Source organism: Kiritimatiellia bacterium (assembly GCA_028715905.1).
Taxonomy (GTDB): domain Bacteria; phylum Verrucomicrobiota; class Kiritimatiellia; order JAAZAB01; family JAAZAB01; genus JAQUQV01.
The window spans coordinates 1-26,028 of the sequence record JAQUQV010000031.1; the positions used below are offsets into that span (position 1 = coordinate 1).

The window sequence follows — 26,028 nt, forward strand, 5'->3', positions numbered from 1 at the left end:
CCGAGCGCCCGGCTGCGGGCCTGGTCCACGCGGTAGAACCGCTCAAAAATGCGGTCAAGATGTTTCCTTTCAATGCCCGGCCCCTGGTCGGACACAATGATTTCAATGTCATGGCCGTCGGCCCGGGCGCTGACGAGAATCCGCGTCCCTTCGCCGGCGTATTTAACGGCGTTGTCAACCAGGTTGCCCACGGCTTGTTCCAGCAGCGCGGCGTTGACGCGCGCGCGCAAATCTTCCGGGCACTCAAGCTCCGCGGCGATTTTCTTCAGGCCGGCCTGTTGTTTGAAATTATTCAACGCCCGCCGCAGAATTTCCTTCAGCCGCTCTTCCTTGAGCTGAATCTTTCCGTCTCCGGCGTCAAACTCAATTTTTGAAAGGATCAGAAGATCGTTCACGAGCGCTTCCAGGCGGGCCACATGGCGGGTCATCATGGCGATGAAGTTTTCGCCGTCCCGCGGCGTGGCGGCGGGGAAATCGGCGAGTGTTTCCGCGCAGCCCTTGAGGGTTGTGATGGGCGTCTTGAGTTCGTGGGACACATTGGCGACAAAATCACGGCGGATATTTTCAAGTTTTTTAAGCCGGGTAATGTCGTTGAAAACCACCAGGGCGCCGATATTCATGCCGCCGGCGCTCTTGAGCGCCGTGCCGTGCAGTTGCAGAAACAGATTTTCATTTCCGTAAATGACAATTTCAGCGTCCAGCACGCCGGACTGCGCGAGGGTGCTGCTGATGAATTTCTGCAAATCCGGATTTCTTATTGTTTCCTGGACGGAGCGGCCGCGCGCGTTTTCCGGGACAATATCCAGCACGCGCGCGGCGGCCGGATTGACGTGCAGGATGCGCTCGTTGTTGTCAGCCGCGAGCACCCCCTCGGCCATGCTGTTAAAAACCGCCTCCTGTTCGTTGCGTTGTTCCGTGATGATGCGCAGGCGCTCGCCGAGTTGAGACGCCGTTTGGTTAAAGGCCCGCGCCAGGGCGGCGATTTCCTCGCAGCCCGATTCAGCCGCGCGCGCCTCCAATTCGCCCCGCGCCAGCCGCTCGGCGGCCATGCGCATATTTTCAAGCGGCCGCGTTATGCGCCGCAGGATCAGGAAGGCGAGGATGGCGAAAAGCGCGGCGATGATTATTGCGCCCAGGAGAATATGCTTATAGACGGCGCGTAACGTCAGGTCAACGGCGGACAACGGCAGGGCGGTCCGCACCACGGCCGCCGTTTCCGTGCCGGGCCGCGCGGGAATGGCCAGGTACATCAGATTACAGCGCATGGTGGCGCTGAACCGGATGGAGGCGCCGGTTCCTCCCTTGAGCGCCGCGGCAATTTCAGGGCGGTCTTTGTGGTTTTCCATCAAATCCGGATTTTCTTCCGAATCTCCGAGCACCCGGCCGTCGGGCGCGACGATGGTAATTCTGGATTGGGTTACGCGCCCCAGTTCTTTGCAGAGCGGGTCAATGTTTTCGCGGCGGGGGAGAGGCAGGCGGCCGGAAAGCTCTCTGGCCGTGAGGCGGGCCTGGGTCAGCAGATTGTGGCGCGCCTGGTCCTGGTGGAATTGATTAAAGGAAGTTGTGATGAGCCGGGCTGCCGCAAGAAAGGCGAAAACGGCGGTTAGAAAGAAGGCAAGGTAAATGCGCCACAGTAATTTTTTCGGCCGCATGATCATTCACGGAAACGATATCCCACGCCGCGCACGGTTTCAATATAGTCGGCTCTATCCCCGAGTTTTTTCCTGATGCCGACGATCTGCACGTCCACCGCCCGGTCGGTAACGGCATAATCTTCCCCCCGTATGGCGTCCACAATCTGTTCCCGGGTCATCACCCATCCGGGCCGGCCGGCCAGCAGGTGCAGAATCCTGAGCTCGGAGAAGGTCATTTCCACCGGTTTTCCCTTGAGCAGAACTTCGTGCCGGCCGGGCGTAATCTCAAGGTCGTGAATGCGTGTCGGCGTGTTTTTATCGGCGGGCGGTTCCTGTTTGCGGCGCAGAACCGCTCTGATGCGCGCCGCGGCAATTTTCATGCTGAAAGGCTTTGTAATATAGTCGTCCGCCCCCAGTTCCAGGCCGGACACGATGTCGCTTTCTTCACCCCTGGCCGTTACGATGATCACGGGAATATTTGCCGTTTTTGAATCTTTTTTGAGCCTTCGGCACACTTCCAGGCCGTCAATGCCCGGCAGCATTAAGTCAAGGAGGATCAGCGAAGGCTTCGCGCGCGCAATTTCCTTCAGGGCCCGTTCGCCGTCCGTGGCCGCGCTTACTTCAAAGCGTTCCCGCTCCAGATTATGGCGCAGCAGCTCAAGAATATCTTCTTCATCCTCAACGATGAATATTCTGTTTTTGGCCATGGGCTGTCCTGGAGAGGCATAAAACCTGCCCGCAATGTTTCACATAGCAGGCGGGTTCACAAAACAATCTTTTTTGTGCTCATCTTGTGCGTTTTCGCGGCTAATCATCTTGCGGAGGAAAAAGTTGTGGCTTTACCGCCTTCCTAAGGCGGCAGTGCCGCCATCCAAAACTTTCCCGGCTGACGATCCGCCGGTTTTATTTAAACTCCTACGCAAAAGTGTATCATGTTTAAATGGAACGGCCTAATTGAAAATTAAAGAAAATGACGCTCATTCCATTATTACGCGGTCAGCTTTTACCAGCATGATCATAATCAGAAAATATTTGCAATAAAATCCTGCGCTTCTTGCGCAGAATTTTATTGATAACTGTTTAATTAAGGAATTATAATCGTTAAAGGCAAGGGGTGTTTTAGACCGTTCCATTAAAGCCCCGGCCACGCGCAGCGCGCGGCTGGCCTGTGGCCGGGCATATGAGAGTTTTGCGGAGAAGATGAACCCGTAGGAGCGCCACCCCGCTGGCGCGATGATTCGCCTTGGCGGGGAACGAGACGAAAAAAATGACTGAATGGCTGATTATTGACGGCTACAATTTGATTCATCGGCTTTTTGCCGGGGAAGCGAAAGGCGATCTGGCCCGCCTTAGAAAAGCGCTTCTCGCCCGGCTGGAACCGCTGCAAAATGTCATGGCCCGGAAGATAACGGTTGTCTTTGACGGCTGTTTGCAGTCGCCGCCCGATAATCCGCCGGAGAGCGAAATCATAGAGGTTGTTTTTGCGCGGGCCGGCGTCACCGCCGACAGCGTCATTGAAAACATTGTATGGCATGCGGAATGTCCCGATAAAATCCTCGTGGTAACCTCCGACCGGCTGGAACGCGATGCCGTCGGCGCCAGCGGCGCCGAAAGCATGGCCGCTTCAATATTTATTTCAATGCTCCATGAGCAAAGCCGGAATTTGACCTCAAGGATTGATAAGTTCAATCAGAGCCGGGAAAAGATCACGCTGGGCGATTTTTTCCCAAAACCGCCATAGGCCGTTCCGCTGAACTCCCGTCCGGATAAGCTGAAGATTGTTTTCTATGTAAGTTATTGTTAATAAAGGTCTAATTTGTTTTTTACCACAGATTGTAGTTGCAAGCTCCATGACCACATGTTATAGTGTTCCGGTTTTTTGTTAATAAGTTGTCAATAACCTGTGCAAGGGGAAAGGCAATATGCATCTTAAAAGCCTGGAATTGATTGGATTCAAAAGCTTTGCCGAGCGGACGGTTCTTGAATTTGGCGAAGGCATTTCGGCGATTGTCGGCCCGAATGGCTGCGGCAAAAGCAATGTTTCGGATGCCATCCGCTGGGTTCTGGGCGAGCAAAGCGCGCGCCTTTTGCGGGGCGCGGCCATGCAGGATTGTATTTTTAACGGCACCGACTCTTTACCGCCGAAGAATTTGGCTGAAGTAAGCCTGACTTTGACTGATTGCGAACAGATTCTGGGCACTGAATATCACGAGGTTACCGTTACACGGCGAGTGTTCCGCTCGGGTGAAGGTCAGTATTTTATCAATAAAACACCCTGCCGCCTGAAGGATATCCAGAGGCTTTTCATGGACACCGGCCTGGGCGCCAATTCGTATTCGGTGATGGAACAGGGCAAGATTGATCTTATTCTGCGGGCGCGGCCCGAGGACCGGCGGGAAGTATTTGAAGAAGCCAGCGGCATCACCAAGTATAAGGCCGACAAACGCGAAGCCATGCGCAAACTGGAACAGACCGAAAACAACCTCCTGCGGCTGGCCGATATCATCAAGGAAGTCAAACGCCAGATTATTTCCATTCAACGCCAGGCCGGCAAGGCGGAACGTTATCGGAAACTGTTTGAGCAGATGCGTTCCTATGACGTTTTTGCCTCCAGGGAACGTTTGAAATCCATGGCGGATGAAATTGCCGCCATGGACGGCCGGCAGGCGGCCGTTATAAAAAAGAACGAGGCCCTCCAGAGCGAGATTGAACAGCTTGAGGCCGGCAGCGGCCGTCTTCAGGAAGAGCGGGAAAGGACCGAGAGCGAGATGTCGGCCCTGCAACAGACGGCCGTGCAGCTGGAATCCCGCATAGACCAGCTGGGCCGCTCAATCGCCGCCAACAACCAGAGACTGGACGAACACCGCCGGCTCATCCAGCATGACACGCGGGAAACCGACACCGCGCTCGGCGAGTTGGATGAAGTCCGCAAAATCCTTGTTCAGAGCGGGGTAAGGTTGAAAAACGCCGAATCGGAACTTCAGAAAGCCGAAGCGGAATTGAAAATAAAGAGCGGGGAAAATGCGCGGCACGAGGAAGAGCTTGAAAAAACAAAAAAAGACATCCAGAATTTTTTGACCGAATCCATGGAGTTGGGGGAACAGCTGGCCAGGTCGCAAAATGATCTCCACCAGCTGGAAACCGATGACCGCGTCAATGCCGGCCGCCGCGAGCGCCGCGCCGCCGAGCAGGAGAATTTGCGGCTCCTGCTTGAAAAACAGCAGGAACGGACGTCGGCCGCGGAAAAAACGGCGCAAGAGATGCAGGACGCGGTGGCGGACGCCGAAAATAAACTCGCCGGTTTTGAAAAGGAATGCGCCCTGGCCGAAGCGCGAATGGCTTCCGCGCAGGCGGAAATCGGACGCCATGAAAATGAAACCGCGGCTTTGGCGGCGCAGCTTGAAATGCTTGGCCCGGACCCCGAAACCGCCGTCCCGCCGGCCGCCGGCGGAAATGAATCCGAGCCCGCCGCGCCCGGCCGCGAGCATCTGCTGGGCAGGATTTACGAACAGGTTAAAATCCAGCCCGAATACCGCCTTGCGTTTGAGGCCGTGTTGCGCGATTTGCTGGAGGCCTTTATTTTAAGAGACGTTTCCGGCGCGGCGGAGATTGTCAAGGCGTCGGAAAATGGCGCTGACGTGTCCGCGAGTTTTATAGTGGCCGGTCTGCCGGCCGTCGCCGCCCCGCCCGCGCCTTGTCCCCCCGGCGCTGTGGCGTTGCTTGAAAAAGCGGAATTTAACGAAGAGTTCCGGCCGCTCTTCACGCGCCTTTTGCGGAACGTCTGCGTTGTTGAATCCGCCGATTTGCCCTGGCCGGAAATTGATCCGGATATCGTTTGTGTTACCAGGAAAGGGGTTGTTATCCGCGGGACGGGCGTTTTGCAGATCGGGACGGGGATGCGGCCGGAGGAAAGCCCGATTATCAGACAGCAACGCCGCGGAGATATCAGGGCCGGGCTGTCGGATGGCAACGCAAAGCTCGCCGCCGCCCGGGAAAGTTTTGCGGCCGCTGCCGCGGTCCGGAAGAAGCAGAAGGAAATCATGGACGGCATGCAGGCGGAACTCGCCGACCGGCGGCAGGCGTTGGCCGGTCAGCAGGGGCAGCATTTTGTGATCAAGAGCGAATCCGATAAAATCCGCGACAACCTTGAAACCGTATCCTGGGAGTTGAAGGAAATAGAGGAACAGGCCGATTCAACCGAACGCAAAAGCGCGCTTGTCGCCCGGATGGACGAAATCCGCGCCCGGCGGCTGGAGGTGAAACACGGCCTGGAAGGGCTCAATGTCCGGCTGAAAACTTTTGAACAGAAAAGCAAGGAACTGCAGGCCGAAGTCATGGCCGCCAATGTCGGCGCGGTTCGGCACCGTGAAGAGGTTGCGCACCTTGTTCAGATGGGGGCGGCGCAACAGGAACGCATCGCCCATCTGGAAGCCCTGGTCAACAGCCGCCGCGGCCGCATCCGCGAATACGAGCGGGTCATCGCGGAGCTGGAAACGGCGAACAAAGAGGCCGAAGAACGTCTGCCGCTTCTGCGGGAGGAAAAGACGAAAAACGCGGAGCAGTGCGGGCGCATCCGGGAAGGCCGCGACCGGCTGGCGGCGGAGTGCAGAAATGCGGAGGAGAAGTTGAAACACTTGCGCGCCGAGTGGGATTCCCTGCGCAGCCAGCAGAGCGATCTGAACGGTAAAATTATTGAGCTGCGCATGCGGCGCGAGCATCTCCTTGAGCGCATCACCGGCGATTACCACCTCGCGGAAGACGTTGTCATGCACGCGGGCGAGCCGGAATGGGAGGAAAACGGAAGACCTTCCGCCGAACAGCTTGAGGCGATGATCGCCGAACTGCGGGCCAAAATTGAGGCCATGGGTCCGGTTAACACCGGCGCCATAGAAGAGCTTCAACAGTTGCAGGAGCGCTACGATTTCCTGAACAAACAGCAGGAGGACCTGGTCAACGCCCGCCAGCAGTTGCTGGATGCCATCCGCAAGATAAACCAGACCACCACCGAAATGTTTTCCCAGACGTTCACCCGGATCAATGAAAACTTTCAGACTATGTTCAGCCAGTTGTTCGGCGGCGGAACCGCCAAGCTGATTTTGACGGATGAAGGCGATATCCTTGAATGCGGCATTGAGATTTACGCCCGTCCTCCCGGGAAAAAACTGCAGAGCATTTCGCTGCTTTCCGGCGGCGAAAGCACCATGACCGCCGTGGCCCTCTTGTTTGCCATCTTCATGGTCAAACCGAGCCCTTTCTGTGTTTTGGACGAGTTGGACGCCGCTTTGGACGATGCCAACAACCAGCGTTTCATCAAAATGCTCAAGGGCTTTTTGAAAGACTCGCAATTCATCGTCATTACCCATAACCGCCAGACCATTTCCGCCGCCGGCGTTCTCTACGGCGTAACCATGGCAAAAGACAAGATTTCAACCATTGTCTCCATGCGTTTCAACCGCTCCGGCCAAGTGGAGGCGGCCGCCGCGCCGGCGGACGAAAGCCAGCCGGAAAAAATCGTCCTCCAGGCCAAAAATTGATTTTTCCCCCAATATTGGCCGGGGGGGGGATAAGAACATGAAAATGATCGCCTACCATCTTGATTTCAAACGCGCCATGTGGAAAAACGATTACCTTGCGCGTTTCACGGAGCGGCTGAAAAAATGGGGTTATAATGCTTTGCTCCTGGAAATGGAGGACAAGTTCCGTTTCGCGGAACATCCCGCAGTCAGCCATGGCGAGGCCTGGGGCCGCGCGCAAACTTCCGCCTTCGCGGCGAAATGCCGCGGCCGGGGAATGGATGTGATCCCCCTCATGCAGTCGCTGGGACATCTGGAGTTTATCGTCGGCAAAAAAGAATACGCCCATTTGCGCGAGGCGCCGGATTTGGCAAAACATATTGACGTTACCAACCCGGACGCAATTCCCTTCCTGACAAAATTGTATGACGAAATCATCGCCGTTGTCCGTCCGGAAAAATATTTTCACCTGGGGGGCGACGAAACCTGGGCGCTCGGGAACAGCCGGCGTTGCGCTCCGTTGTTGCGTAAATTCGGCCGGGGTGGGTTGTATCTGCGGCACATGCGGCCGCTCTGGGAACATATTCATCAACGCGGGTTGACCCCCGTTATCTGGGCGGACATGGTTTTGTCTCATCCCGATATTCTCGGAAAAATACCGAAATATGTCGCGCTGATGGATTGGAACTACTGGATAACCAATGAGCGGGAAAAAAGCATCCTGGTCTGGGGCGGATTTGGGCGCGGCAACCGCTGGTTTAATTTGAAAAATTTAAACCGCCGGGCCGACCGGCCTTTCCGCCGGCATTTGTTGAAATACGCTCTGGATCGTCAAACCCGGCGGGACAAAACCTTCCGCGCCTTTTATTGCGCGGACGCGCTGCATGCTAAGGGATTCACGGTGTTGACCGCGCCGGCCAGCCGTTGCGCCGGCGATTTGATCGGTATCCCGTTATCAAGCCGGCATATTCCTAATTGTTATTATGTCGCGCGCCGTGGCGTTCGCGGTGGAAAAGGGACGCTGGTTACCTCCTGGGCTGTGCGGCACAACCATCCCGAAACAAACCTGCCGGCGGCTTATGCGGCTGTCTGGGGATTAAAAAGAAAAGGAGACTTTGACCAGCGCGCGTTCTGGAAGGATTATACGGCCGGCATGTATGGCGTGGATTTGCCCTGTTTTGGGGAGGCCGTCGCTTTTGCCGAAAAAGGAGCGGGCATTCCCTTTCTTCAGGCCCATATTCTTCAGAACAAAGTTAAAACAGCGGGAAAAAAGCGCTGTCCCCTGGCAAAACCGCTTGCGGATTTTGCAAGGGCGCGGGGCGGGCGGCGCGCAACCCGGATTTACCTTGAAAGCATTCTGGAAGATTATGAAAAGGCCGCGGTTATGTTTCGCGGCTTCCGGAGAAACGCGCGGCGCAACGCCGGCAATTTTGATTTCTGGCTTGAGGGCATTGCCGTGGACGGATTGCTGATCCGCGCGGCCCTGGCCGTTTTGAAAAAATCTCTTCCCGGGGAAAGAAAAGCGTTAATCTGCGCGCTCAGGCGGGTGCGCCGCCAGACCGCCAGGCTGTTTGCCGCCACTTATTTACCGCAGAGCGTGCAGGAGGAACTGAAAGTCCGCTACGAAGTTATCGCCGGAAGTCTTGGCGTTTGGTCCCGATAACATCGGGGACATCAGGGCGTAAAAATCAGGCGCAAAAGTTTTGCAAGCGGGATGTATTTGTCCCGGAAGTTTTGCCGCGTTTTCTGAATGACGGCGGCGGCCGGATGGTCATGCGTGTTTGCGCGGCGCGTCGGCTTCAGCCGCGGGGGGCGAAGAGTGCAAGGCGCCGGGATGAATTGCCGGACTCAGTATTCCCGGGCGGGGAAATTGTTTTCCAGAGTCATATCAATGGCGGCAATTTTTTTGCCGCGCGCGGCGGCTGATTTCAGGCTTTCGGCGAGGCGGATCAGTTTCCTTTCCAGGTTGTTTCCGGGGGCATCCCGGTCCATGTCCGGCCAGGCAAAGAGCACTTTTTCGCCGCCGGCGAGCGTAAGCTCCAGCGCATCTTCCTGGGCGACGTCAATCTCCCTGATTTTTATTTGTTCCCCGACCGGCGTTGTGTCGCAGGTTGTTAATACTTTCAGCGCCCTTGCGATTTTCATGTCCTCCAACAGGACGCCCGGCCGCAGTCCGGAGAGTTTGTGCCGGGAAATGACCGGCAGGTTTTTGGATCCGGAGGAGGGCCCCAGGATTTTTCCTTCGCGGTCAACGGCGAGATAATAGTATCCCATTCCCAGGCGCGCCATGGGCAGGCGCTCGCGGACTACAATGGCCAGCTTGCCGGGCAGAGTCCGGGTGAATTCAACATTCCGGATGCGCGGCACTTTCTTGAGGAGCGCGGCGCGTTCCGCGGCCATGTTGAACGAAAACAGGTTGGAACACGTGTTGAGAATAAGGTACTCGGAAACGTGTTTCGGGGTTATTACTTCGCCGTCGCATTCAATTTTTACGGAACGCAGGCGGAATATCTCATTCCGAAAGAAGAGGAACTGGGCGATGGATTGCGTTCCTATCCAGGCCAGGATGCCGAGCGCGGCTAGGCCGGCCAGGGCCATAACCAGGGTGATTGCCATGCGGAGCGCGAACATTCTGCCGCGCCTGCTTTTTACGTTGAATCCCGCCAAATGAAGGACGTCGCTGTTGTTTGGTCCGCCGCGCCGTTTTTTTTGTTTTTTTCCCCACATGGCTTTGCTTCGGCTGCTTTTCAGAGCCCCGCCGTTTCCATAATGCGCGCGCAAAGGGGCGCAAATCCGCAGCCTGCGGCGGCGGCCGCCTTTGGCAAGAGGCTTGTTTCCGTAAAACCGGGTATGGTGTTCAGTTCCAGGACGTATATCGCGCCTTCCGGGGAGAGGCGCATGTCAACCCGTCCCAATCCGCGGCACTTGAGCGCGCAGTACGTTTCCCAGGCCAGGCGCCGGGCGTCATCGGCCAGTCGCTTTTCCAGCGGGGCCGGAACCAGGTAGGCGGTTACCCCCTTGGTGTATTTCGCGCGGTAATCGTAGTTGCCTTCCGGCGCCCTGATTTCAATCGCCGGCAGAATTTCCCGGCCCACAATTCCGACCGTAAGCTCCCGGCCCGCGATGTATTGTTCCACCAGGGTCTCATGGTTGTAAATCATCGCTTCCGTCAGAGCGTCCTGCCAGCAAATTTCATCCCGCACCAGGTGCACGCCGAAACTGGAGCCCTGACGGGTCGGCTTGACAATGACCGGCAGGGGTAAAGTCCGCGGCCGGCCGTTCCGCAATATTTCGTAGGGCGGCGTTGTGATTCCGCGGCGCGCCAGGATTTCTTTGGACAGATCCTTTGCAAAGGCCAACCGGCTGCTTTCCGGATCGGCGCCGGTATAGGGAATGCCCCTTCGGGCGAGTAACTCCTGGATTTGCCCGTCTTCGCCGAATTCGCCGTGCAGGGCGATGAAAACCGCCTCCACTCCGTCCGGCAGAACAAAATCCGGCCCCTTGACGTCAACTTCGTCAACCGCGTATCCGGCCTGGCGCAATCCGCCGGCGACCGCGGCGCCGGAGCGCAGGGAAATTTCGCGTTCCTTGGAAATGCCGCCTTTTAATACGGCCACGTGCTTGAATTTTCTGCTCATAGGCGGTTATTCAAAATATTCAATTTCCCTTTCCAGGTCAATGCCGCGCTTTATGCCGGCCAGATCGCGCGCGATTTCAATCAGCGCCAGCACATCGGAAGCTAAAGCGTTTTTGCCGGTTGTGATTATGTTCGCGTGTTGTTCTGAAATTTTTGCGCCCCCGATTTTCCGTCCTTTTAAGCCCAGTCTTTCCAGCACCCGCCCGGCCGGGCCGCCAACCGGGTTTTTGAAAACGGAACCGGCGGACCGCATGCCTTTCATCCAGTTTTTTCGGCGCCGGATTTGATCCATCTTTTTGCGGATAACGTCCGGATTTCCGCGCGTTAGTTTCAGGGTCGCTTCCAGTACGATCCGGTTTTCAAGCCCGGCACAGCGGCGATAGGCAAAACCGAGCCGGTTCCGCAGAAGCGTTTTGACGTTTCCGGCCGGCTCCATTATTTTTACCCGGCTGATAATGCCGCCGATTTCCCTGCCGAACGCGCCGGCGTTCATCCGCACGGCGCCGCCGATTGTGCCCGGTATCCCGGCCAGAAATTCGGCGCCGGCCAGGCCGTGTTTCGCCGCCCAGTCCGTCAGTTTGCCCAGACTGGTTCCGGCCCCGGCCGTGATTTCATTGTTTTTTTCAAGCCGTATTTTCCGCCAAAAGACCCCTTTGAGCCTTGCAACAATTCCGCGCGCGCCCAAATCGCTCACGAGCGTATTGCTGCCGGCCCCGAGCATTCTGAGCGGGACGCGGTTTTCCGCGGCCCATCCGGCGGTCAAGGCCAGGTCGGTCAAATCGTCCGCTTCTATAAAGATATCAGCAGAACCTCCGACCCGCAAGGTTGTTTTTTGAGCGAGGGGTTCCCTGAATTTGACAACGCTGGATTTTAATCTTCCGGCGGGGAATTTTGCAATGTTGCGTTGCCAGGTTCCAACGTCCGGTTTTTTCCGGGCGGATTTGAGTTGCGCCCGGAAAACTGCGGTTTTTCTGCCCGCAAATTCGTTCCCGGCCCATTCGGCGATTTTAACGACGTCCCCGGCGCCAATGATCAATATGCCGTCGCCGGGGCGGAATCCGGCTTTCAGGTAATCCCACGCCTGTTTGAGCGAAGAGGCGCAGAAGGTCGGCGTTTTGCCGTATTGCCTGAATTTTTCATAGAGGTCCCACGATGTCCCGCCGGGCATTTTTTCTTCGGAAGCCGCATAGACCGGACACAGGATCAATTGGTCAATTCCGCGGAAGGCCGGCGGGAAAAGCCGGCCGAGGGTTTTTGTGCGGCTGTAACGATGCGGCTGAAACACGGCCAGCAGGCGTTTGCGTTTCAATGCGCGCGCGGTCTTCACGAGGGCGGAGATTTCGGCGGGGTGGTGGGCGTAATCGGAGAGGATCAACAGTTTTTTTGTCTCAATTATGCGCTCAAACCTCCGCGCCGCCGGTTGAAATCCTGCCAGCGCGCGGGAAATGACGGCGAAAGGAACGCCGAGTTCAAGGCCGGCGGCGCAGGCCATGGCCGCGTTCAGGGCGTTGTGCCGTCCCGGAACCGGCAGGTTGAGCTCTCCCGATTTTTTCCCATCGGTTTCAAGGCGGACGGCAAATCCGCGCGGCGCCGCCTTCCAGCGCCTGAGCCGCAGGTTTGCGCCGGCCGAAAATCCGCAGGAGACGGCGTTTTGCGCGCGGCGGAACATTTTGCGCGACGCCGGGTCGTCAGAACAATATATTATTTTTCCGCGCGTGCGGCCGGCGGCGGCGGCAAAACACCGTTGCAGCGCGGAAAAATCGCGGAAGTGCTCGGCGTGGTCAAAATCAACGTTGGTTATAACAGAGAGGCGGGGTCTGTAAAACGCCAGGGTGCCGTCGCTTTCATCGGCCTCCAGGACGATATGATTGCCTTTCCCGTGCCCGGCTACTCCGCCCAGCACGGGGACTTCGCCGCCGATGCAGAAGGACGGGTCAAAACCGGCCTGGCGCAGTATCTGGGCGATCATGGCCGCGGTGGTGGTCTTTCCGTGGGCGCCGCTTACGCAGATGGAAGTTGTGCCTGCGGATATGGCGGCCAAAACGAGCCCGCGCCGGAATATTTTTTTTCCCGCCCGGCGCGCGGCGCAAAGCTCCGCGTTGTTTTCCGCCACGGCGCCGGTGCGGATGAGCAGATCGGCTTTAAGGACGTGCGCCGGATCATGGCCGGCCGCAACCGGTATGCCGTGTTTTGCCAGCCACGGGGCCAGGCGGTTTGGGGCCAGGTCGCACCCGGTCACTTCAAAGCCTTTTTTCTTTAAAAGGAAAGCCAGGCCGGCCATGCCCACGCCGCAGACGCCGAGCAGGTGAACGCGCCGTTTTTTACAACGGAGAAATGCCTGAATGTTGTCCATTTCTTTGGTTATGTCTTTTGCAATCACTTCTTTTCTTCCCCGGTTTTCAGCACCCAATCGGCCAGGGCGTCTGCCGCATCCGGACTTGCGTGCTGTAAAGCCGCCCGGCGCATGCGTTCCAATTTGCCGCGGTCGTTCATGAGCGCGCCGATATAAGCGGACAGCCAATCGGCGGTTAAATCTTTTTCCGCGATAACATCGGCGGCGCCGTTTTCAGCGTGGGCGCGCGCGTTGGCGAACTGGTGGTTGGCGGCGGCGTAAGGGTAGGGAACCAGGAGGGCCGGGGTGCCGTAGCGGGAAAGTTCCGCGCAGGTTGAAGCGCCGGCGCGGCAGATCACGAAAACGGCCCGGCAATAGGCCTGCTCAATGGCGTGCAGGAACGAAAAAACGAGATGGACAATGCCGCGCTCCCGGTATGTTTCTCTGATTGTGTCTTCATCCTCAACGCCGGTCAGATGAATGACTTGCACGGTTTTGCCCGCTTCCTGAAGTTTCCGGAAGGCCTGCGCCGCCACTTCGTTTAACCTGCGCGCGCCCCGGCTTCCGCCCATGACCAGGACGGTGAAAATTTCCGGCTGAAGGAGTTTCCAGTCCGCGGTTTTGCCGCCGGCGCTCCGGCCGCGCAGGGGCATGCCGGTGTAAACCATGTTCGGATGGCGGATATGATTGCGGGTCTCTTTAAATCCAAGCGCGAGAATTTTTGCCCAGCGGCTCAAAAACCGGTTGGCCCTTCCGGGGATAACGTTGGCCTCGTGCAGGACCAGCGGAATTGAGCGCGAAACGGCGGCCAGGGCCGGGGCCGCCGATGCATAGCCGCCCATGGCGAGGAAAACATCCGGCGGCGAAAGCCTCATTTGCCGGCGGCACCGCAGGAAAGCGCGGCAGTTTACGGCGAACATGGAAAAATATCTCAGGCCCGGCCGGGAAGGCAGTCCCATGGCGGGCGCGGCGATCATCGGTCCGCTCCAATTGATGAGCGCTTTTTTTTCAATCTCCCGGCCGCTTAACCAGAGGGTCACTTCGTGTCCGCGCGCGCGCAGAACTTCCGCCGTGGCCAGGCCCGGGAAAATATGCCCCCCCGTGCCGCCGCATGCAATTCCGATTTTCATGTTTTTAAGCCGGACGTCCGCAAGAGTGTTTCGTTAAAACCCTGGCCGCGCGCAGCTGGGCAGGCATGGCGGTTTTACGGAAAATTTTTTCCGGCGGGTCCGCCTCTCCGGCGGAAAACTCAACGGCGAACCGCCGGACGCCTATGCTGAATGGCGGCCCGGCCGCATTAGAAACGGTGCACCCGGTCTTTAATCACGCGCACATCAGCCCTTTTGATCTTGTTTTGTTCATGCTGGGCGATATTGAGCAAAACGCCGATTTCAATCAGCGACATGATCAGGCTTGAGCCGCCAAAACTGATAAAGGGCAGGGGCAGACCCTTGGTCGGCAAGCAGCCGGTTACCACGCCGATATTGATGGCCGCCTGGAGCGTGATCATCATGGTAATGCCGAAGGCCAGCAGCCGGCCGAAGACATCCGGCGCCCGGATGCTGATTTTAAGTCCGCAGAAGAACAGGCCGGCGAAGAAGATAACCACGGTGGCGGTGGCAAAAACACCGAGTTCCTCGCCGATAATGGCGAAAATAAAATCGGTGTGGGCTTCCGGCAGGTAATAATGTTTCTGCATGCTCTGGCCCAGGCCCACTCCGCCCATTCCGCCTGCAATGAAGGCATTGATCGCGCTGACCAGCTGGAAAGAATACGTCTGGGAATATTTGTCCGGGTCCATAAAGGCCAGAATCCGGTGCAAACGGACTTCATCGCGCATGACTGCCAGCGAAAAGACGGTCAGGCCAGCAGCGGCAAACAACAGCAGGTAACCCAGGCGCGCTCCGCCCGCGTACATGATAATCATGCCGACCGCCGCGGAAAGGATGGTGGTGCCGAAATCCGGTTCCAGAAAAATAAGCCCGGCCGCCATTGCCAGCAGACCGCCCGGCAGAAGCGCCCCCCGCAGAAAGTCCGGGGCGTGGCGCTGTTCGCGCGCCATCCACCATGCCATAATCAAAATCAATGCAAACTTGGCGAACTCAGAGGGCTGAAATCCAAAAGAACCAAAGTGCAGCCAGCGCCGGCTGCCCCCGATTTTTGCCCCTATCCCCGGGATGAAAACAAGTGCCAGTAAAACAACCGCCACTCCGAATACGGGAACGGCTAAAAAACGCCAGCGGTGATAATCCAGCCGGCTGGCGGCGAGGCCGGTGATAAGGGCAATTAATCCCCGGAAGATCTGCCGTTTGACGAAATAATGCGGGTCGCCGTATAAAACCTGGGCCTTAATTCCGCTGGTGCTCGCCAGCATAACTATGCCGAAAACCATCAGGCACAGCACAATGAATACAAGAATAGCGGATGTTTTCCACATTATCCGCGCCGGTTATCGCGGCAGGAATAAATAAACAGAAGCTTTCAGGGAATTATAATTTTCTGACCGGGCTGAACGGTCTGGTCTGGCTTGAACTTGTTGGCCGCGGCTATTTCTTCCACTGTTATGGCGTATAATTTGGCAATGGAATTCAGGTCTTCGTTCGGCATGACCACATGGGTTATTCCGGTGGCGGCGGCTGGCGGGGGCGTAACGGAGCTATCGGGTGCGGCGGCCGGCGGGGTCTCGGCCGGTGTTTCAGCGGGAGCTTCTGCCGGCGTTGCCGTCGGAGCGAGAGAGGGAGCCGCGGCGGCGGTGGTTTCTGCCGGCGTTTCAGGGGCGGCGGGGGCCGGCGCTGTTTCAGGAGCCGCTTCGGCTTTCTTCGCGCCCGGTATGATCAATTTCTGTCCGATTTTTAACTTGTCGTTAACGAGCTGGTTGACTTCACGCAGTTCTTTCAGCTTGACGTTGAATCTAGCGGCGATTTTTGACAAGTTATCGCCGGCGACAATCACGTATTCTCCGGTTTCCGCGGCGAAACTTTTCTTTTCTTTGGGTTTAGCGGCGGTTTTTACGGACGGCGTGGCGGAAACATGGCCGCGTTTGGGGATAATCAGTTTCTGGCCGATGCGGATTTTGTTGGGGTCGGTCAGCTTGTTCACGGCGGCCAGCTCGTGCGCGCTTACATTATGCCGTTTGGCGATTGAGCCAAGATAATCGCCGTTTTTGACGGTATATTCAATTGTTTCCTCGGTTTTTGAGGGCATTGCGGCGCGTTCGGCGCTGGCCGGGGCGACCGACGGGGCGGTTAACGGCGGCATGACCGGCACGGCGGGCTCGGCCTGTTTTTTGGTGGTTTTGCACCCCTGAACAAGACACAAGGCCATTATTGCCGCACAATGCAACCCGATGACAACCGCCGCCAGTGTTAATATTTTTCTCATTGTTTCTCCAATTAAGGTTTTTGAAAATAAAACTACAAGTTAATATCACATGCCTCCGCCGCTTTGTCAATATTTTTTTGTATCTGTTTTTGCGCGGCCAGGCGGCATTAATCCGTCATTGACTTTTGTTTTTGCCGGCATCATAGTATTCTATTCAAAAAACCATTTGCGAAACTTCAACATGCAAATCATAATTGCCGGAGAGGACTGCACCGGGGAACTGGGTGCAAAAATAAGGCAAAGCGCCGCCAGGCTGAAAAAACTGACCGGCCGCTCTGCCCCGCCGGAAATTTCCGCCGCAATCGGCGCGCTCACCCTCCGGAAAGCATCTTCCGATGCCGAGTATTTGCGCCATTTTCTCAGGTTGCTGCGCTACCGTGATGCGTTTGACACTTACGATTTTGACATCCCCCGCCGTCCCGCTCCGCTCGGGGCCGTGCTGGCCGGGCTTAAAAAATTCCTCTGGAAATTGCTGCGTTACCAGCACGACCGCATCGCCTTCCGCCAGAACCTGATCAACGGATTGTTCACCGGCGCCGTGGAGTTTGAAGCGGTCGAAAGAAAAAAAGCGGACGATGATCTGGCCCGGAGACTGGCCAGAATGGAGGAACGGCTGGACAAACTGGCCTCCGCGGGCAGCAAATAAAAAATGAATATTCATCAGGTACTGGCCGGTTTTGCCGACGGCGACGCCATTTCTCACGAAGCCCTGCAGCTGCGGGAGATATTGCGCAAATGGGGATTTGCTTCCGAGCTTTACTGCGATTCGGAGACGGTTTCGCCGAGTTTGCGGGAAGAGTGCCGCCCGCTTTCCGATTATGCCGCCGCTTCCGGCGATATCTGCCTGCATCATTACGGCATCAATTCGCCGTCCACCGATTTGTTTCTCTCTTCCGCCGCAAGAAAAATTATTATTTACCACAACATCACGCCTTCCGAGTATTTTAATGGTTTTGACGATGCCCTGGCGGAGCAGTTGCGTGCGGGGCGTTCCCGTCTGTCCGACGTCTGCCGCCGGGCTGACGCGGTCTGGACGGTGTCGCGTTTTAACGCCGGGGAACTTGAGGCGCTCGGCGTTGCAAACGTCCAGGTGTTTCCTCTCCTTTTTTCGTTCCGCTCGCTTGACCTGGCGCCGGAACCGCTGATTACGCGGAAGTTTGACGATGCGCTTGCCAACATTTTATTCGTGGGGCGGATCGTTCCCAACAAACGGGTTGAGGATTTGATAAGGGCGTTTGCGTGGTTCCATAAGACCATCAATCCCTACAGCCGCTTGCTGATTGTCGGGTCCAACCGCAGCGCGCCGCGTTATTATGCCATGCTGCGCATGCTGGCCGGGGACTTGGACATGCCGAATGTGTGTTTTGAGGGATTCGCGGCCCCGGCGGGTCTGAGCGCTTATTACCGCGTGGCGGATTTATACGTGTGCCCGAGCGAACATGAAGGCTACTGCCTGCCGTTGATTGAGGCGATGGCGCACGATATCCCGGTCATTGCCCGCGCCGCGGGCGGCATGCCCGAGGCAATGGACAACGCCGGTGTCATGTATTCCGGGTTGGACGAGGTGGAACTGGCCGAATTAATGCGCCGGGTGATAACTGAAAAGGAATTGCGAGAGAAAATCATGGACTCACAGCGCGCGCGGATAAAAAGACTGCAGGCCAGAAAACCCGAGGAGGAGTTGAAGAGACTTCTGTCCGCCTGGCTGAAATAGCAAAAGATAATGATCAACGCAAAAGCCGATTTCTTCCCGCCCGTTTTTATTCTCCTGCTGGGGATTGCCTTGCTGATTTTTCAGGGTTGCTGCCGCCGGCACGAGCCGGCCCCGGCCGGTTATTTCAATCCGGCTGATTTTAACGCGGACAGCGCCATGGCGGAAATTAAGGAACTGACCGCGATCGTGCCGCGGCATTCCGGCTCGCCGGGCGCGCGAAGGGCGGCGCAACATCTGTTTGAGCGCCTGCGCGCCGCGGGGGTTGCGTCCTCCCTTGACGAGTTCGCGGAGGAAACTCCGGCCGGCCGGGTTGTTTTCAGGAACGTTATTGGAATTCTGCCGGGTCGCGCGGCCGGCGGCGGGTCCGTTAAGGAATGGATCGTTCTCGGCGCGCATTACGATGCCAAGGCCGGCATCGCGGAGAATTTCCAGGGCGCGAACGATTCCGGCTCGGGCGTCGGCGTCCTGCTGGAGATGGCGCGCGTCATGAAACAAAGCGCCCGCACTCCGCCGGTTAATTTTCTTTTCGCGTTCTTTGACGGCGAGGAGTGTCTCCGGCGCTACGGCAAAAACGACGGTTTGCACGGCAGCCGGCGCCTGGCGGAACAGCTGGCGCGCGACGGCCGTGCTTGCAAGGTGCGGGCGGTGATAATCCTGGATATGGTCGGCGATCGCGATTTGAACCTGACCATTCCGCGCAACAGCGCTTTAAGTCTGGTGTCGGCCCTGTTCAGCGCGGCGGAGAAGGAGGGGGCGCGCGGAAAATTCGCGCTTTCCTCCGGTGAAATTCTGGATGACCACCAGCCTTTCCTTTCGGCCGGGATGCCCGCGATTGATATTATTGATTTTGAATACGGTTCCGCGCCGGGGTTGAACGATTATTGGCACACGCCGGAAGATACGATTGACAAGTTGAGCGTGCAAAGCCTTGCGACAGTCGGCCGGACTGTTTTGCGCCTCCTTGACGGCTTAATGCGGTAAATGGTTATCCTGGCCCCTGCGTCCGGGCAGGCATAATGAAGGCCTGGCAGCGCATGAAGCTTATGGTCATTTTAGCAGGAGCGGTCCGGACGGGGCATAGTCTGATTTTGAGAACCAGATGTGCCAGTTCCCGTCAAAGTCTACCATGGCCGGGTCCGCCAATCCATCGCCGTCAAAATCTCCGGTGGCGGGCACTCCGGCCACGCCGCAGTCAAAGGGGCATCCAGCCAATTGATATTGCGACCCGCTGAACCAGATATACCAGAGAGAATTGACGGCCATAACCGGGTCGGCCCGGCGGTCTCCGTCAAAATCTCCGGCAACAGGCGTGCCGGCCACGCCGCAGTCAAAGGGGCCTCCGGCCAGTTGATATTCTGATCCGCTGAACCAGATATACCAGAGAGAATTGACGACCATAACCGGATCGGCCCGGCGGTCTCCGTCAAAATCTCCGGCGACAGGCAAGCCGGCCACGCCGCAGTCAAAGGGGCCTCCGGCCAGTTGATATTCTGATCCGCTGAACCAGATATACCAGAGAGAATTGACGGCCATAACCGGATCGGCCCGGCGGTCTCCGTCAAAATCTCCGGCAACAGCAAGGCCGTTGATCCCGAACGCATAGTGCCCCTTGCGTTCGTACGAGTCTGATGAAGACCAGAAATGCCAGTTTCCGCCGGCGTCAATCAAGGCGGGGTCTGCCAGGCGGTCGCCGTCAAAGTCTTGTGCCGCGGCCTGGAAGGGTCCGTTTGCGGTGAGTTGGGGGATGTCCAAGGTGGCGCTCCGGCGCGGCGCGGCTTCGCCGTTAAACCATAGCGACACGGTGTAAAAATCCCTTTTGGCGAAGCGGTTGATTTCAATTTCCACCCAGCTCCCGGGTTTTCCGTCCACCCATGTGCCGCTGTTGGCGTAGATGGAATTAAGGGCGCCGGTTTGGCAAAGGAGGTCCGCTTTGTGGGTGTGTCCGAAAAGGACAATGCGCGGCGTGAAGGGGTATTTGTCCTGTATACGTTCTGGCATTTCAAAAAGCAGGGCGGCCGCGCCGGAAAGATCGCCCAGCTCGTTCGCGACCGCCTCGGCCGGTTCCACGGTATTCATTTGGCTCGGCCAGTTGCTGTAAATTCCGTCAAAAACATTGCCGATATGGAGGACGGACGGATTGTTGGTGAAATGGTCCGTGTTTCCCATGGTAAAGGTGTCCCACGGCCAGTAATGTCCCCAGACCAGCGCGAAGGCGTCAAAGAGGGCGTTAATGATTTTGGCCCGGTCTTCGCCCGCGAGAGTGTAGGAAGAATAAGACTGAACAATCGCGTCAATCGCGTCAAAAGTGGTGTACAGCTTGCCTTCGCGCGCGGATTTGGAGGCGGCAATCCGGGAGATGAAATAGCCCAGCGGCAGGTGCCCGCCGGGGCGGCTCCAGACATCGGGCGCGTTGAACATGCAGTAACGGTGTCCGTGCTCGGCCCAGATTACGTTGTTTTTGGTATAGGCGCCGAGCCCCGGCTCGTCGGAAATAATGTTTAATCCCGGCAGGATGTTGGTGATGGCGGTCTTGTTTTCCGGCTTAAACGTGAGCAGATCGTGATTGCCGACGACGTAGGTGACGGTAATTTCCGGGTTTTGGCAGACGGCCCGCAGGGCCGCGACTATTTCGGCGTTGTTTGGAGAGACAAGGATATTCCGGAAAGTATGGGGAGCGTTTTCCACGGTCTCTATCCAGTCATCCAGCATGTCGCCCAGAATGATCAATTCCGCCACGTCTTCCCGAGCGTTCATCCCTTGAATGAAGGTTGCCAGGGCGGTGGTGTTGGTTTTCAGCCAGCCGTAGGAAACATCCGTGTTCATGTGCAGGTCGCTGATAAAAATCAGCGTGTTGCGCTCGGCGGCCCGTAAAACCTGCAGGGCGGGTAGGCACATTAAACCGGCGGCCAATAATGAAACAAGTTTGTTTCTCATGATATTATCTCCTCCTCCTTTTGTTTTTTTTGGACGACGAAGCAGACGTGCTTTCCGGTGGCCCCATGCTTTTACCCGAAAATGCAATGAGGCAGGAATCATCCTGACAGGATGAAAAATTATCGTAACCCGTTGTATCAATATCGCGCAAAAAGTTAAAAACGGTTTTTTTGTGTTCAACGCGACATTGTCAGGTTTAGCCGTTGACGGTCTGCCGCGCGCGCCAACGCATCACCGCGGCATCAGCGCGAATACGCCCCATCCCAGATATTCACGCGTGTAAGCGGCGTAGCGCCCGGGTTCCGAGGTCAGTTTGGCGCGAACATCTTTGGCGAACGCGTCGCCGGGATTGGCTTCAAGCCATCGGCGCATGGTAAGCCATTTTGCCGCCTCGTATCTGTCCCAGCCGTCTTGGTCGGACAGAACCATTTCAACGACGTCGCAGCCAAGGTGGCCGAAAGACGCGAGAAGTTCTGGAAGCATGAGAAAGTCGGAGATTGATTTGGCAAGACACCCCTTGGCGATATCTTCCGTCGGCGGTAATTGCCGCCAGTAGGGCTCGCCGATGAGAATGATTCCTCCGGCGCGGAGGCTCCGCGCCAGAAGCGCGATGGTGCCGCCGACTCCCCCGGCGATCCAGGTGGCGCCGACACAAGCCGCCACGCTGACCTTCTCGTCAGAGACATAGCCGGCGGCATTGCCATGGATGAACTTGACTTGATCGGCCACGCCGAGCTCTACGGCGCGGAGTTTCGCCTGCTCGGTGAACAACCGGCTCATGTCAATGCCGGTGCCGATGATGCCGTGATCGCGCGCCCAGGTGCACAACATCTCCCCCGAACCGCTGCCGAGGTCGAGCGCCCGGTCTCCCGGTTCCAGACGCAGCGCCGCGCCGAGAGCGGCGAGCTTTTCGGGTGTGATCGGGTTGTGGATGCGGTGAGCGCTTTCAGTGATGTTGAAGATACGCGGGATGTCCATGTGAAAAATTTCCTTGCGGGTGTGGATAGATTCGGTTGCGACCTAACCATTAAAACATAATCTTTTGACCTGAGAGCTTGCTCTTAAGCAAGTTGAGCGGTCAAGTTGACCAATATTCATGTCAAGTCATTTGATGGTAGGACAATTGTCATGCAAAGTCAACGAGGAAAATCCGGGGTTGGACTTTTGCAAGGCCCGTTCCAGCGCCTGCCGGTCAAACATTTCAAAAGGGGGAATTTCATCCTTTTTTCCGCGGCTTTGAAGCGCGGCGGCGTATTGCGACCAGAGCTCTTTTGCCTTTTCACGGAGTCTGGCCGCGCCTGCCTTTCCGCCGCGTGCGCGCAGATGATCCTGATATAAAAGCCCCTCAATGCGGGCGCCGGCATCGGCCTGGGGCAGGGCGGCGATATCGGTCTGTTCGCAGTCAAGGATGTAGTTTTCAAATGTCATCCGGGCGCGCAAAGGCGGTTCTTCGGCCAGCATTTTTTCAAATAATTTCCGCGCGTCATCATTCCGTCCGTAGGCATTGAAAATAAAGGCGGCTTCGGCCAGAAAATTGAGATAGGCCGGCCGGAAAGCGTCATTTTGCCGGAGTTTAACGGCGTCTTCATAGGCTTTCAGGGCGCCGGGCAGGAGGTCAAGGCGAGGCGTGGCTAGGTAAATGCCGGCATCCGGGTCCATGAAAACTCTGCCCTGCCGGAATTCATCGGCCATGGCTTGATATAACATCTGGTCGCACTGGCCGGTGTCTTGGCCGGGGGCGGCTTCGTGCAGTCCGCGGTAAGCCCAGTAAAGGGCGTGCGTGTCGGCCAGCCGCCAGTCCAGTTGTCCGTAATCGCGTTCAATTGACTGCATGATTTCCGGCAAGAGCTTGTATTTTACGCGCAGGCATTGCGTTTTTTCTGGCTCGGAATCCAACTGCCGGTAATCGGGCCGGGGCCCGCGGAAAAGATTCTCCATTTCCAGGGCCAGCTTGAATTTATAATAAACGTGCATGTCATCCCAGTCCTGGCCGATCTTATGCTGGTAAAGCCAACCCAGTTCCCGGCATAAAACCGGGTTACCGGGGTTGTATTTCAGGGCGTTATCGCGGAGCAGGCCGATGCCGTTTTTCACCCAAAGCCACCGGTATTCCGGGGCCGGGTAAAGGATGCTGATGTTGTAGGCCATGTTCCAGGCGTGGAATGCCCAGACGGTCGTGAACTGCGGTTCCAGTTTTGTGATCCAGTCGGCCAGCTGGACGATCTCAAAAACCCTGCCTGTCTTTTGAAGGGCGATCATGCGCATCCAGAGAAGGTCAACCAGCAGTCCGCGGAATCCGCCGAGCGCGGTGGTGGTCAGAACGACGAGCGGCGGCGCGCCGGCCGCCGGCGCACCGCGTTTTTTTTCGTGCCGGGTCCGCGCGGGGTGCGTCTGCCAGGCCGCCCAGAAAAAAAACACGGCGATAATGACGGCGAAAAGAGAGTAATATTTTTTCATGGCGATGCGATTCCGATCTCCCGCCGGCGCAGGCATGCGGCGCCGATCAACATCAGAACCAGCGGATACAAAATGCCGATGACCGCGAACGCTTCCCCCGCCAGACTCCAGGGAATAAAAAGGCTGTCCGCCAGGAAGGCAAGGGGGTTAAAACGATCCAGGGGCGGAAAGACGGCGGAAAGCAGGCGGAATAAACCGCGCGCCGCTTCGTTCAGCATGGCGGCCGCCGGGGAAAGTTGTTCATGGGAAGCATTCAGCCACAAACCCTTTTCCGCAATCTGGCGCGCCAATCCGCCGGCGAGGGCCGTTATTAGCAGCCCCATTGAGGTAAAAACCGCCACCGGGAAAGTGAAAAGAGCGCCGGCGATCATTCCCAGCGAGGTGAAGAAGACAAGACGCGCAAACCCCATGATCAGGCCGCGCAACAGATTGGATTCAAAAGTGCTTTCCGGAAGCAAAAGGCATAAATCTTCTTCCGACAGAAAAAAAACGGTTACCGGGGGGTTGGTCTGCAGATTCGTGTATTCCAGCTCCAGCGCGCCGGATATGTTCAGCGCGGACGCGTTCAGACAGGCGGTCATGTTCGGGCTGGAAGTAGTTGTCTGGTTGATGAAGTCCGGTCCTTTTCCGTCGGAGAGCCGCCAGTGCCCGCTGACCGGAGTCTGATAGGAAAAGGGCGAGGGGATGAACCGGAATTTTATAAGGGCGAATGGAGTCCTGCCGTTTTGCATTCCTGAATTAAAATGCCAGATATGATTTTCGCCCGGACCGATCGCGGCCGTTTTTCCGGCGGAAGACGAGGCTTTTATCGGCAAGACGGTGCGGTAGACGCTCATTATTTCGCGGCGCAGTCCGCGCCGCCGGCCATCCCCTGCTTCCATGGGACGGGTTATCCCGTTCAGCATGGCGGCGATCAATGTTCCTCCCGCCGCAAGCAGGAAAAGATTGATCGCCATCAGCCCCGTTAATTTCCCGGCCCAAACCTGAAAGGCGTTCAGAGGTTTGACGGCCACATTCTGCATCTGGCGGCCGCTTATTTCCAGCGAAATTGCGCCGGCCCCGCTCCAGGCGGCGATCAGCGACAAAACGAACATCAGGAGACCGAAAGAATAGTTGATGAATATGTCCGCCCGGCTTTCCGGAGTGCCGTCGCCCTTGATCACGAAGGGCAGGCCGGCGATGATTATAATCAGGAAAAAAGCGGCGGCGGCGAACGACCGGGAGCGCAGCGCGGCCCGGATGGTTAAGAGAGCGATGGCGGTTATTTTTCGCATATCCCGTTTTCGTTTTCGCGGCTTTTGCCTGCCAGGAAAGGCGCGATCTCCTTGACATAAGCCACGCCGCTTGGGATCATCGCGCCGGACCGCGCGTTTTCAACGGTTTCCAGAAAGAACTGTTCAAGTGTTTTCCGGGGGTGGTCCACTTGGGCTTCAGCCCCCGCCTGCGCCCGCATGAAGGCAAGAATGGCGTTAATTTGCGCTTTGTCCGCGGCCGGCAGGTGGAAACGGCAGACAGCGGAGTTTTCCAGCAGTTCGTTTAAATTGCCCTGCACGATGATATGGCCGTTGCTCATGATCGCGACCCGCCGGCAGACGCTTTCCATATCGGCCAGGAGATGGGAGGAAATCAGAATGGTTTTACCGCGCCGGGCCAGGGTCAGGATCAAATCCTTTACCTGGCGGCAGCCGAGCGGGTCCAGGCCGGATGTCGGTTCATCCAGGATGATGAGGTCCGGGTCGTTAATCAGCGCCTGGGCCAGACCGAGGCGGCGCAGCATCCCTTTTGAAAATTCGCCGGTTCGGCGCCGGGCGGCGTGCTGAAGGCCGCTCATTTCAATGAGTTGTCCAACCCGGTCATTGAGGACGTCCGGCGCGAGATTAAAGAGGCTGCCGTAAAACATCAACGTTTCCCGGGCCGTGAGAAAAGGATACAGGCAGGATTCTTCCGGGAGATATCCGATTTTTTTCTTGGCATTGACGTTTTTCGGGGGCAGGCCGAACACCAGCAGTTTTCCGGCGGTGGGCTTTAACAGGCCCAGAATCATGCGCAAAGTGGTGCTTTTGCCGGAACCGTTTGGCCCCAGGAAGCCGAATATTTCTCCGGGATGAACTTCAAAACTGACGCCGTTAACCGCGCGCACGACGGGTCTGTGCCAGAAATCGCGGAAGGTTTTCGCCAAACCCTCCGCTTTTACGATCGGTTCCTTAAGAATTTTGTCGGATTTCATGAATGCGGAATTTTTATTTTTAATCCCTCATGGTTCAGATATGGCGGCTGTCGTCCTCGTTTTTGGCGGTATAGCCTGAATTCTGCCGGTCAATGTTCACCTGGTGTTTCTGCCGGTAGGCTTTAAATATATCTTCGGCCGACATGTCAAGCACCTGCGCCAGCGAAATCAGGAAGTGAAACATATCCACCACTTCCAC

At 57.1% G+C, this 26,028-nt stretch carries 20 protein-coding genes; 6 read left to right on the top strand and 14 right to left on the bottom strand.

Going from position 1 to position 26,028, the window contains the following annotated elements; genetic code table 11:
- Positions 1–1,658 (bottom strand): histidine kinase dimerization/phospho-acceptor domain-containing protein (locus PHP98_07315; protein MDD5483443.1); only part of this gene is annotated, 1,658 nt, incomplete at its 3' end.
- A complete protein-coding gene (locus PHP98_07320; protein MDD5483444.1) occupies positions 1,655–2,341 on the bottom strand; it encodes a response regulator transcription factor in 687 nt (228 codons plus the stop codon). The genes PHP98_07320 and PHP98_07315, both read right to left, overlap by 4 nt.
- A gap of 560 nt (positions 2,342–2,901) precedes the next feature.
- On the opposite strand from PHP98_07320, the gene PHP98_07325 reads away from it, so the two are divergent.
- The 3 genes from PHP98_07325 (at position 2,902) to PHP98_07335 (ending at position 8,810) form a co-directional block, all read left to right on the top strand.
- Entirely contained in the window at positions 2,902–3,375 is a 474-nt protein-coding gene (locus PHP98_07325) for an NYN domain-containing protein (protein MDD5483445.1), read from the top strand.
- 181 nt (positions 3,376–3,556) lie between these two features.
- The gene (smc, locus tag PHP98_07330) at positions 3,557–7,168 is read left to right on the top strand and encodes a chromosome segregation protein SMC (protein ID MDD5483446.1); all 3,612 of its coding nucleotides are present in this window, start codon (positions 3,557–3,559) and stop codon (positions 7,166–7,168) included.
- Between the two features lie 37 nt (positions 7,169–7,205).
- Positions 7,206–8,810, top strand: coding sequence for a family 20 glycosylhydrolase (locus tag PHP98_07335; protein MDD5483447.1), 1,605 nt, complete (start codon positions 7,206–7,208; stop codon positions 8,808–8,810).
- A gap of 185 nt (positions 8,811–8,995) precedes the next feature.
- Here the strand turns inward: PHP98_07335 and PHP98_07340 are convergent, their stop codons facing one another.
- From PHP98_07340 to PHP98_07365, 6 genes are all read right to left on the bottom strand, one after another.
- Positions 8,996–9,874, bottom strand: coding sequence for an FtsQ-type POTRA domain-containing protein (locus tag PHP98_07340; protein ID MDD5483448.1), 879 nt, complete (start codon positions 9,872–9,874; stop codon positions 8,996–8,998).
- Between the two features lie 20 nt (positions 9,875–9,894).
- Positions 9,895–10,785, bottom strand: a complete 891-nt coding sequence (locus PHP98_07345; GenBank protein MDD5483449.1) for a D-alanine--D-alanine ligase — start codon at positions 10,783–10,785, stop codon at positions 9,895–9,897.
- 6 nt (positions 10,786–10,791) lie between these two features.
- Positions 10,792–13,164 carry a UDP-N-acetylmuramate--L-alanine ligase gene (gene murC / locus PHP98_07350; protein ID MDD5483450.1) on the bottom strand — a complete coding sequence of 791 codons (2,373 nt, stop codon included), beginning with the start codon at positions 13,162–13,164 and terminating at the stop codon, positions 10,792–10,794.
- The gene (locus PHP98_07355; GenBank protein MDD5483451.1) at positions 13,161–14,246 is read right to left on the bottom strand and encodes a UDP-N-acetylglucosamine--N-acetylmuramyl-(pentapeptide) pyrophosphoryl-undecaprenol N-acetylglucosamine transferase; all 1,086 of its coding nucleotides are present in this window, start codon (positions 14,244–14,246) and stop codon (positions 13,161–13,163) included. The genes murC and PHP98_07355 overlap by 4 nt, the downstream gene beginning before the upstream one ends.
- Before the next feature lie 167 nt (positions 14,247–14,413).
- Positions 14,414–15,553 carry a putative lipid II flippase FtsW gene (ftsW, locus tag PHP98_07360; GenBank protein MDD5483452.1) on the bottom strand — a complete coding sequence of 380 codons (1,140 nt, stop codon included), beginning with the start codon at positions 15,551–15,553 and terminating at the stop codon, positions 14,414–14,416.
- Between the two features lie 44 nt (positions 15,554–15,597).
- Complete coding sequence (locus PHP98_07365) at positions 15,598–16,497, bottom strand: LysM peptidoglycan-binding domain-containing protein (protein MDD5483453.1); 900 nt, start codon at positions 16,495–16,497, stop codon at positions 15,598–15,600.
- 181 nt (positions 16,498–16,678) lie between these two features.
- On the opposite strand from PHP98_07365, the gene PHP98_07370 reads away from it, so the two are divergent.
- Genes PHP98_07370 through PHP98_07380 form a run of 3 tightly spaced genes read left to right on the top strand, consistent with a single transcriptional unit; the run spans position 16,679 to position 19,192 of the window.
- Positions 16,679–17,143, top strand: coding sequence for a hypothetical protein (locus tag PHP98_07370; GenBank protein MDD5483454.1), 465 nt, complete (start codon positions 16,679–16,681; stop codon positions 17,141–17,143).
- 3 nt (positions 17,144–17,146) lie between these two features.
- Positions 17,147–18,211: a glycosyltransferase gene (locus PHP98_07375; GenBank protein MDD5483455.1), complete on the top strand. Its 1,065-nt coding sequence runs from the start codon at positions 17,147–17,149 to the stop codon at positions 18,209–18,211.
- A gap of 9 nt (positions 18,212–18,220) precedes the next feature.
- A complete protein-coding gene (locus tag PHP98_07380; protein MDD5483456.1) occupies positions 18,221–19,192 on the top strand; it encodes a M28 family peptidase in 972 nt (323 codons plus the stop codon).
- A 66-nt stretch (positions 19,193–19,258) separates the two neighbouring features.
- Here PHP98_07380 and PHP98_07385 read toward each other — a convergent pair whose 3' ends face one another.
- The 6 genes from PHP98_07385 to PHP98_07410 all read right to left on the bottom strand — a co-directional run.
- On the bottom strand, positions 19,259–21,145 hold the full coding sequence (locus PHP98_07385) for a metallophosphoesterase (protein MDD5483457.1): 1,887 nt from the start codon (positions 21,143–21,145) through the stop codon (positions 19,259–19,261).
- Positions 21,146–21,376: 231 nt separating this feature from the next.
- Positions 21,377–22,123: a class I SAM-dependent methyltransferase gene (locus PHP98_07390; GenBank protein ID MDD5483458.1), complete on the bottom strand. Its 747-nt coding sequence runs from the start codon at positions 22,121–22,123 to the stop codon at positions 21,377–21,379.
- Between the two features lie 126 nt (positions 22,124–22,249).
- A complete protein-coding gene (locus PHP98_07395) occupies positions 22,250–23,602 on the bottom strand; it encodes a hypothetical protein (protein ID MDD5483459.1) in 1,353 nt (450 codons plus the stop codon).
- On the bottom strand, positions 23,599–24,876 hold the full coding sequence (locus PHP98_07400; protein ID MDD5483460.1) for a hypothetical protein: 1,278 nt from the start codon (positions 24,874–24,876) through the stop codon (positions 23,599–23,601). The genes PHP98_07395 and PHP98_07400 overlap by 4 nt, the downstream gene beginning before the upstream one ends.
- Positions 24,864–25,829, bottom strand: a complete 966-nt coding sequence (locus PHP98_07405) for an ABC transporter ATP-binding protein (GenBank protein ID MDD5483461.1) — start codon at positions 25,827–25,829, stop codon at positions 24,864–24,866. The genes PHP98_07400 and PHP98_07405 overlap by 13 nt, the downstream gene beginning before the upstream one ends.
- Positions 25,830–25,863: 34 nt before the next feature.
- Positions 25,864–26,028 (bottom strand): dUTP diphosphatase (locus PHP98_07410; GenBank protein MDD5483462.1); only part of this gene is annotated, 165 nt, incomplete at its 5' end.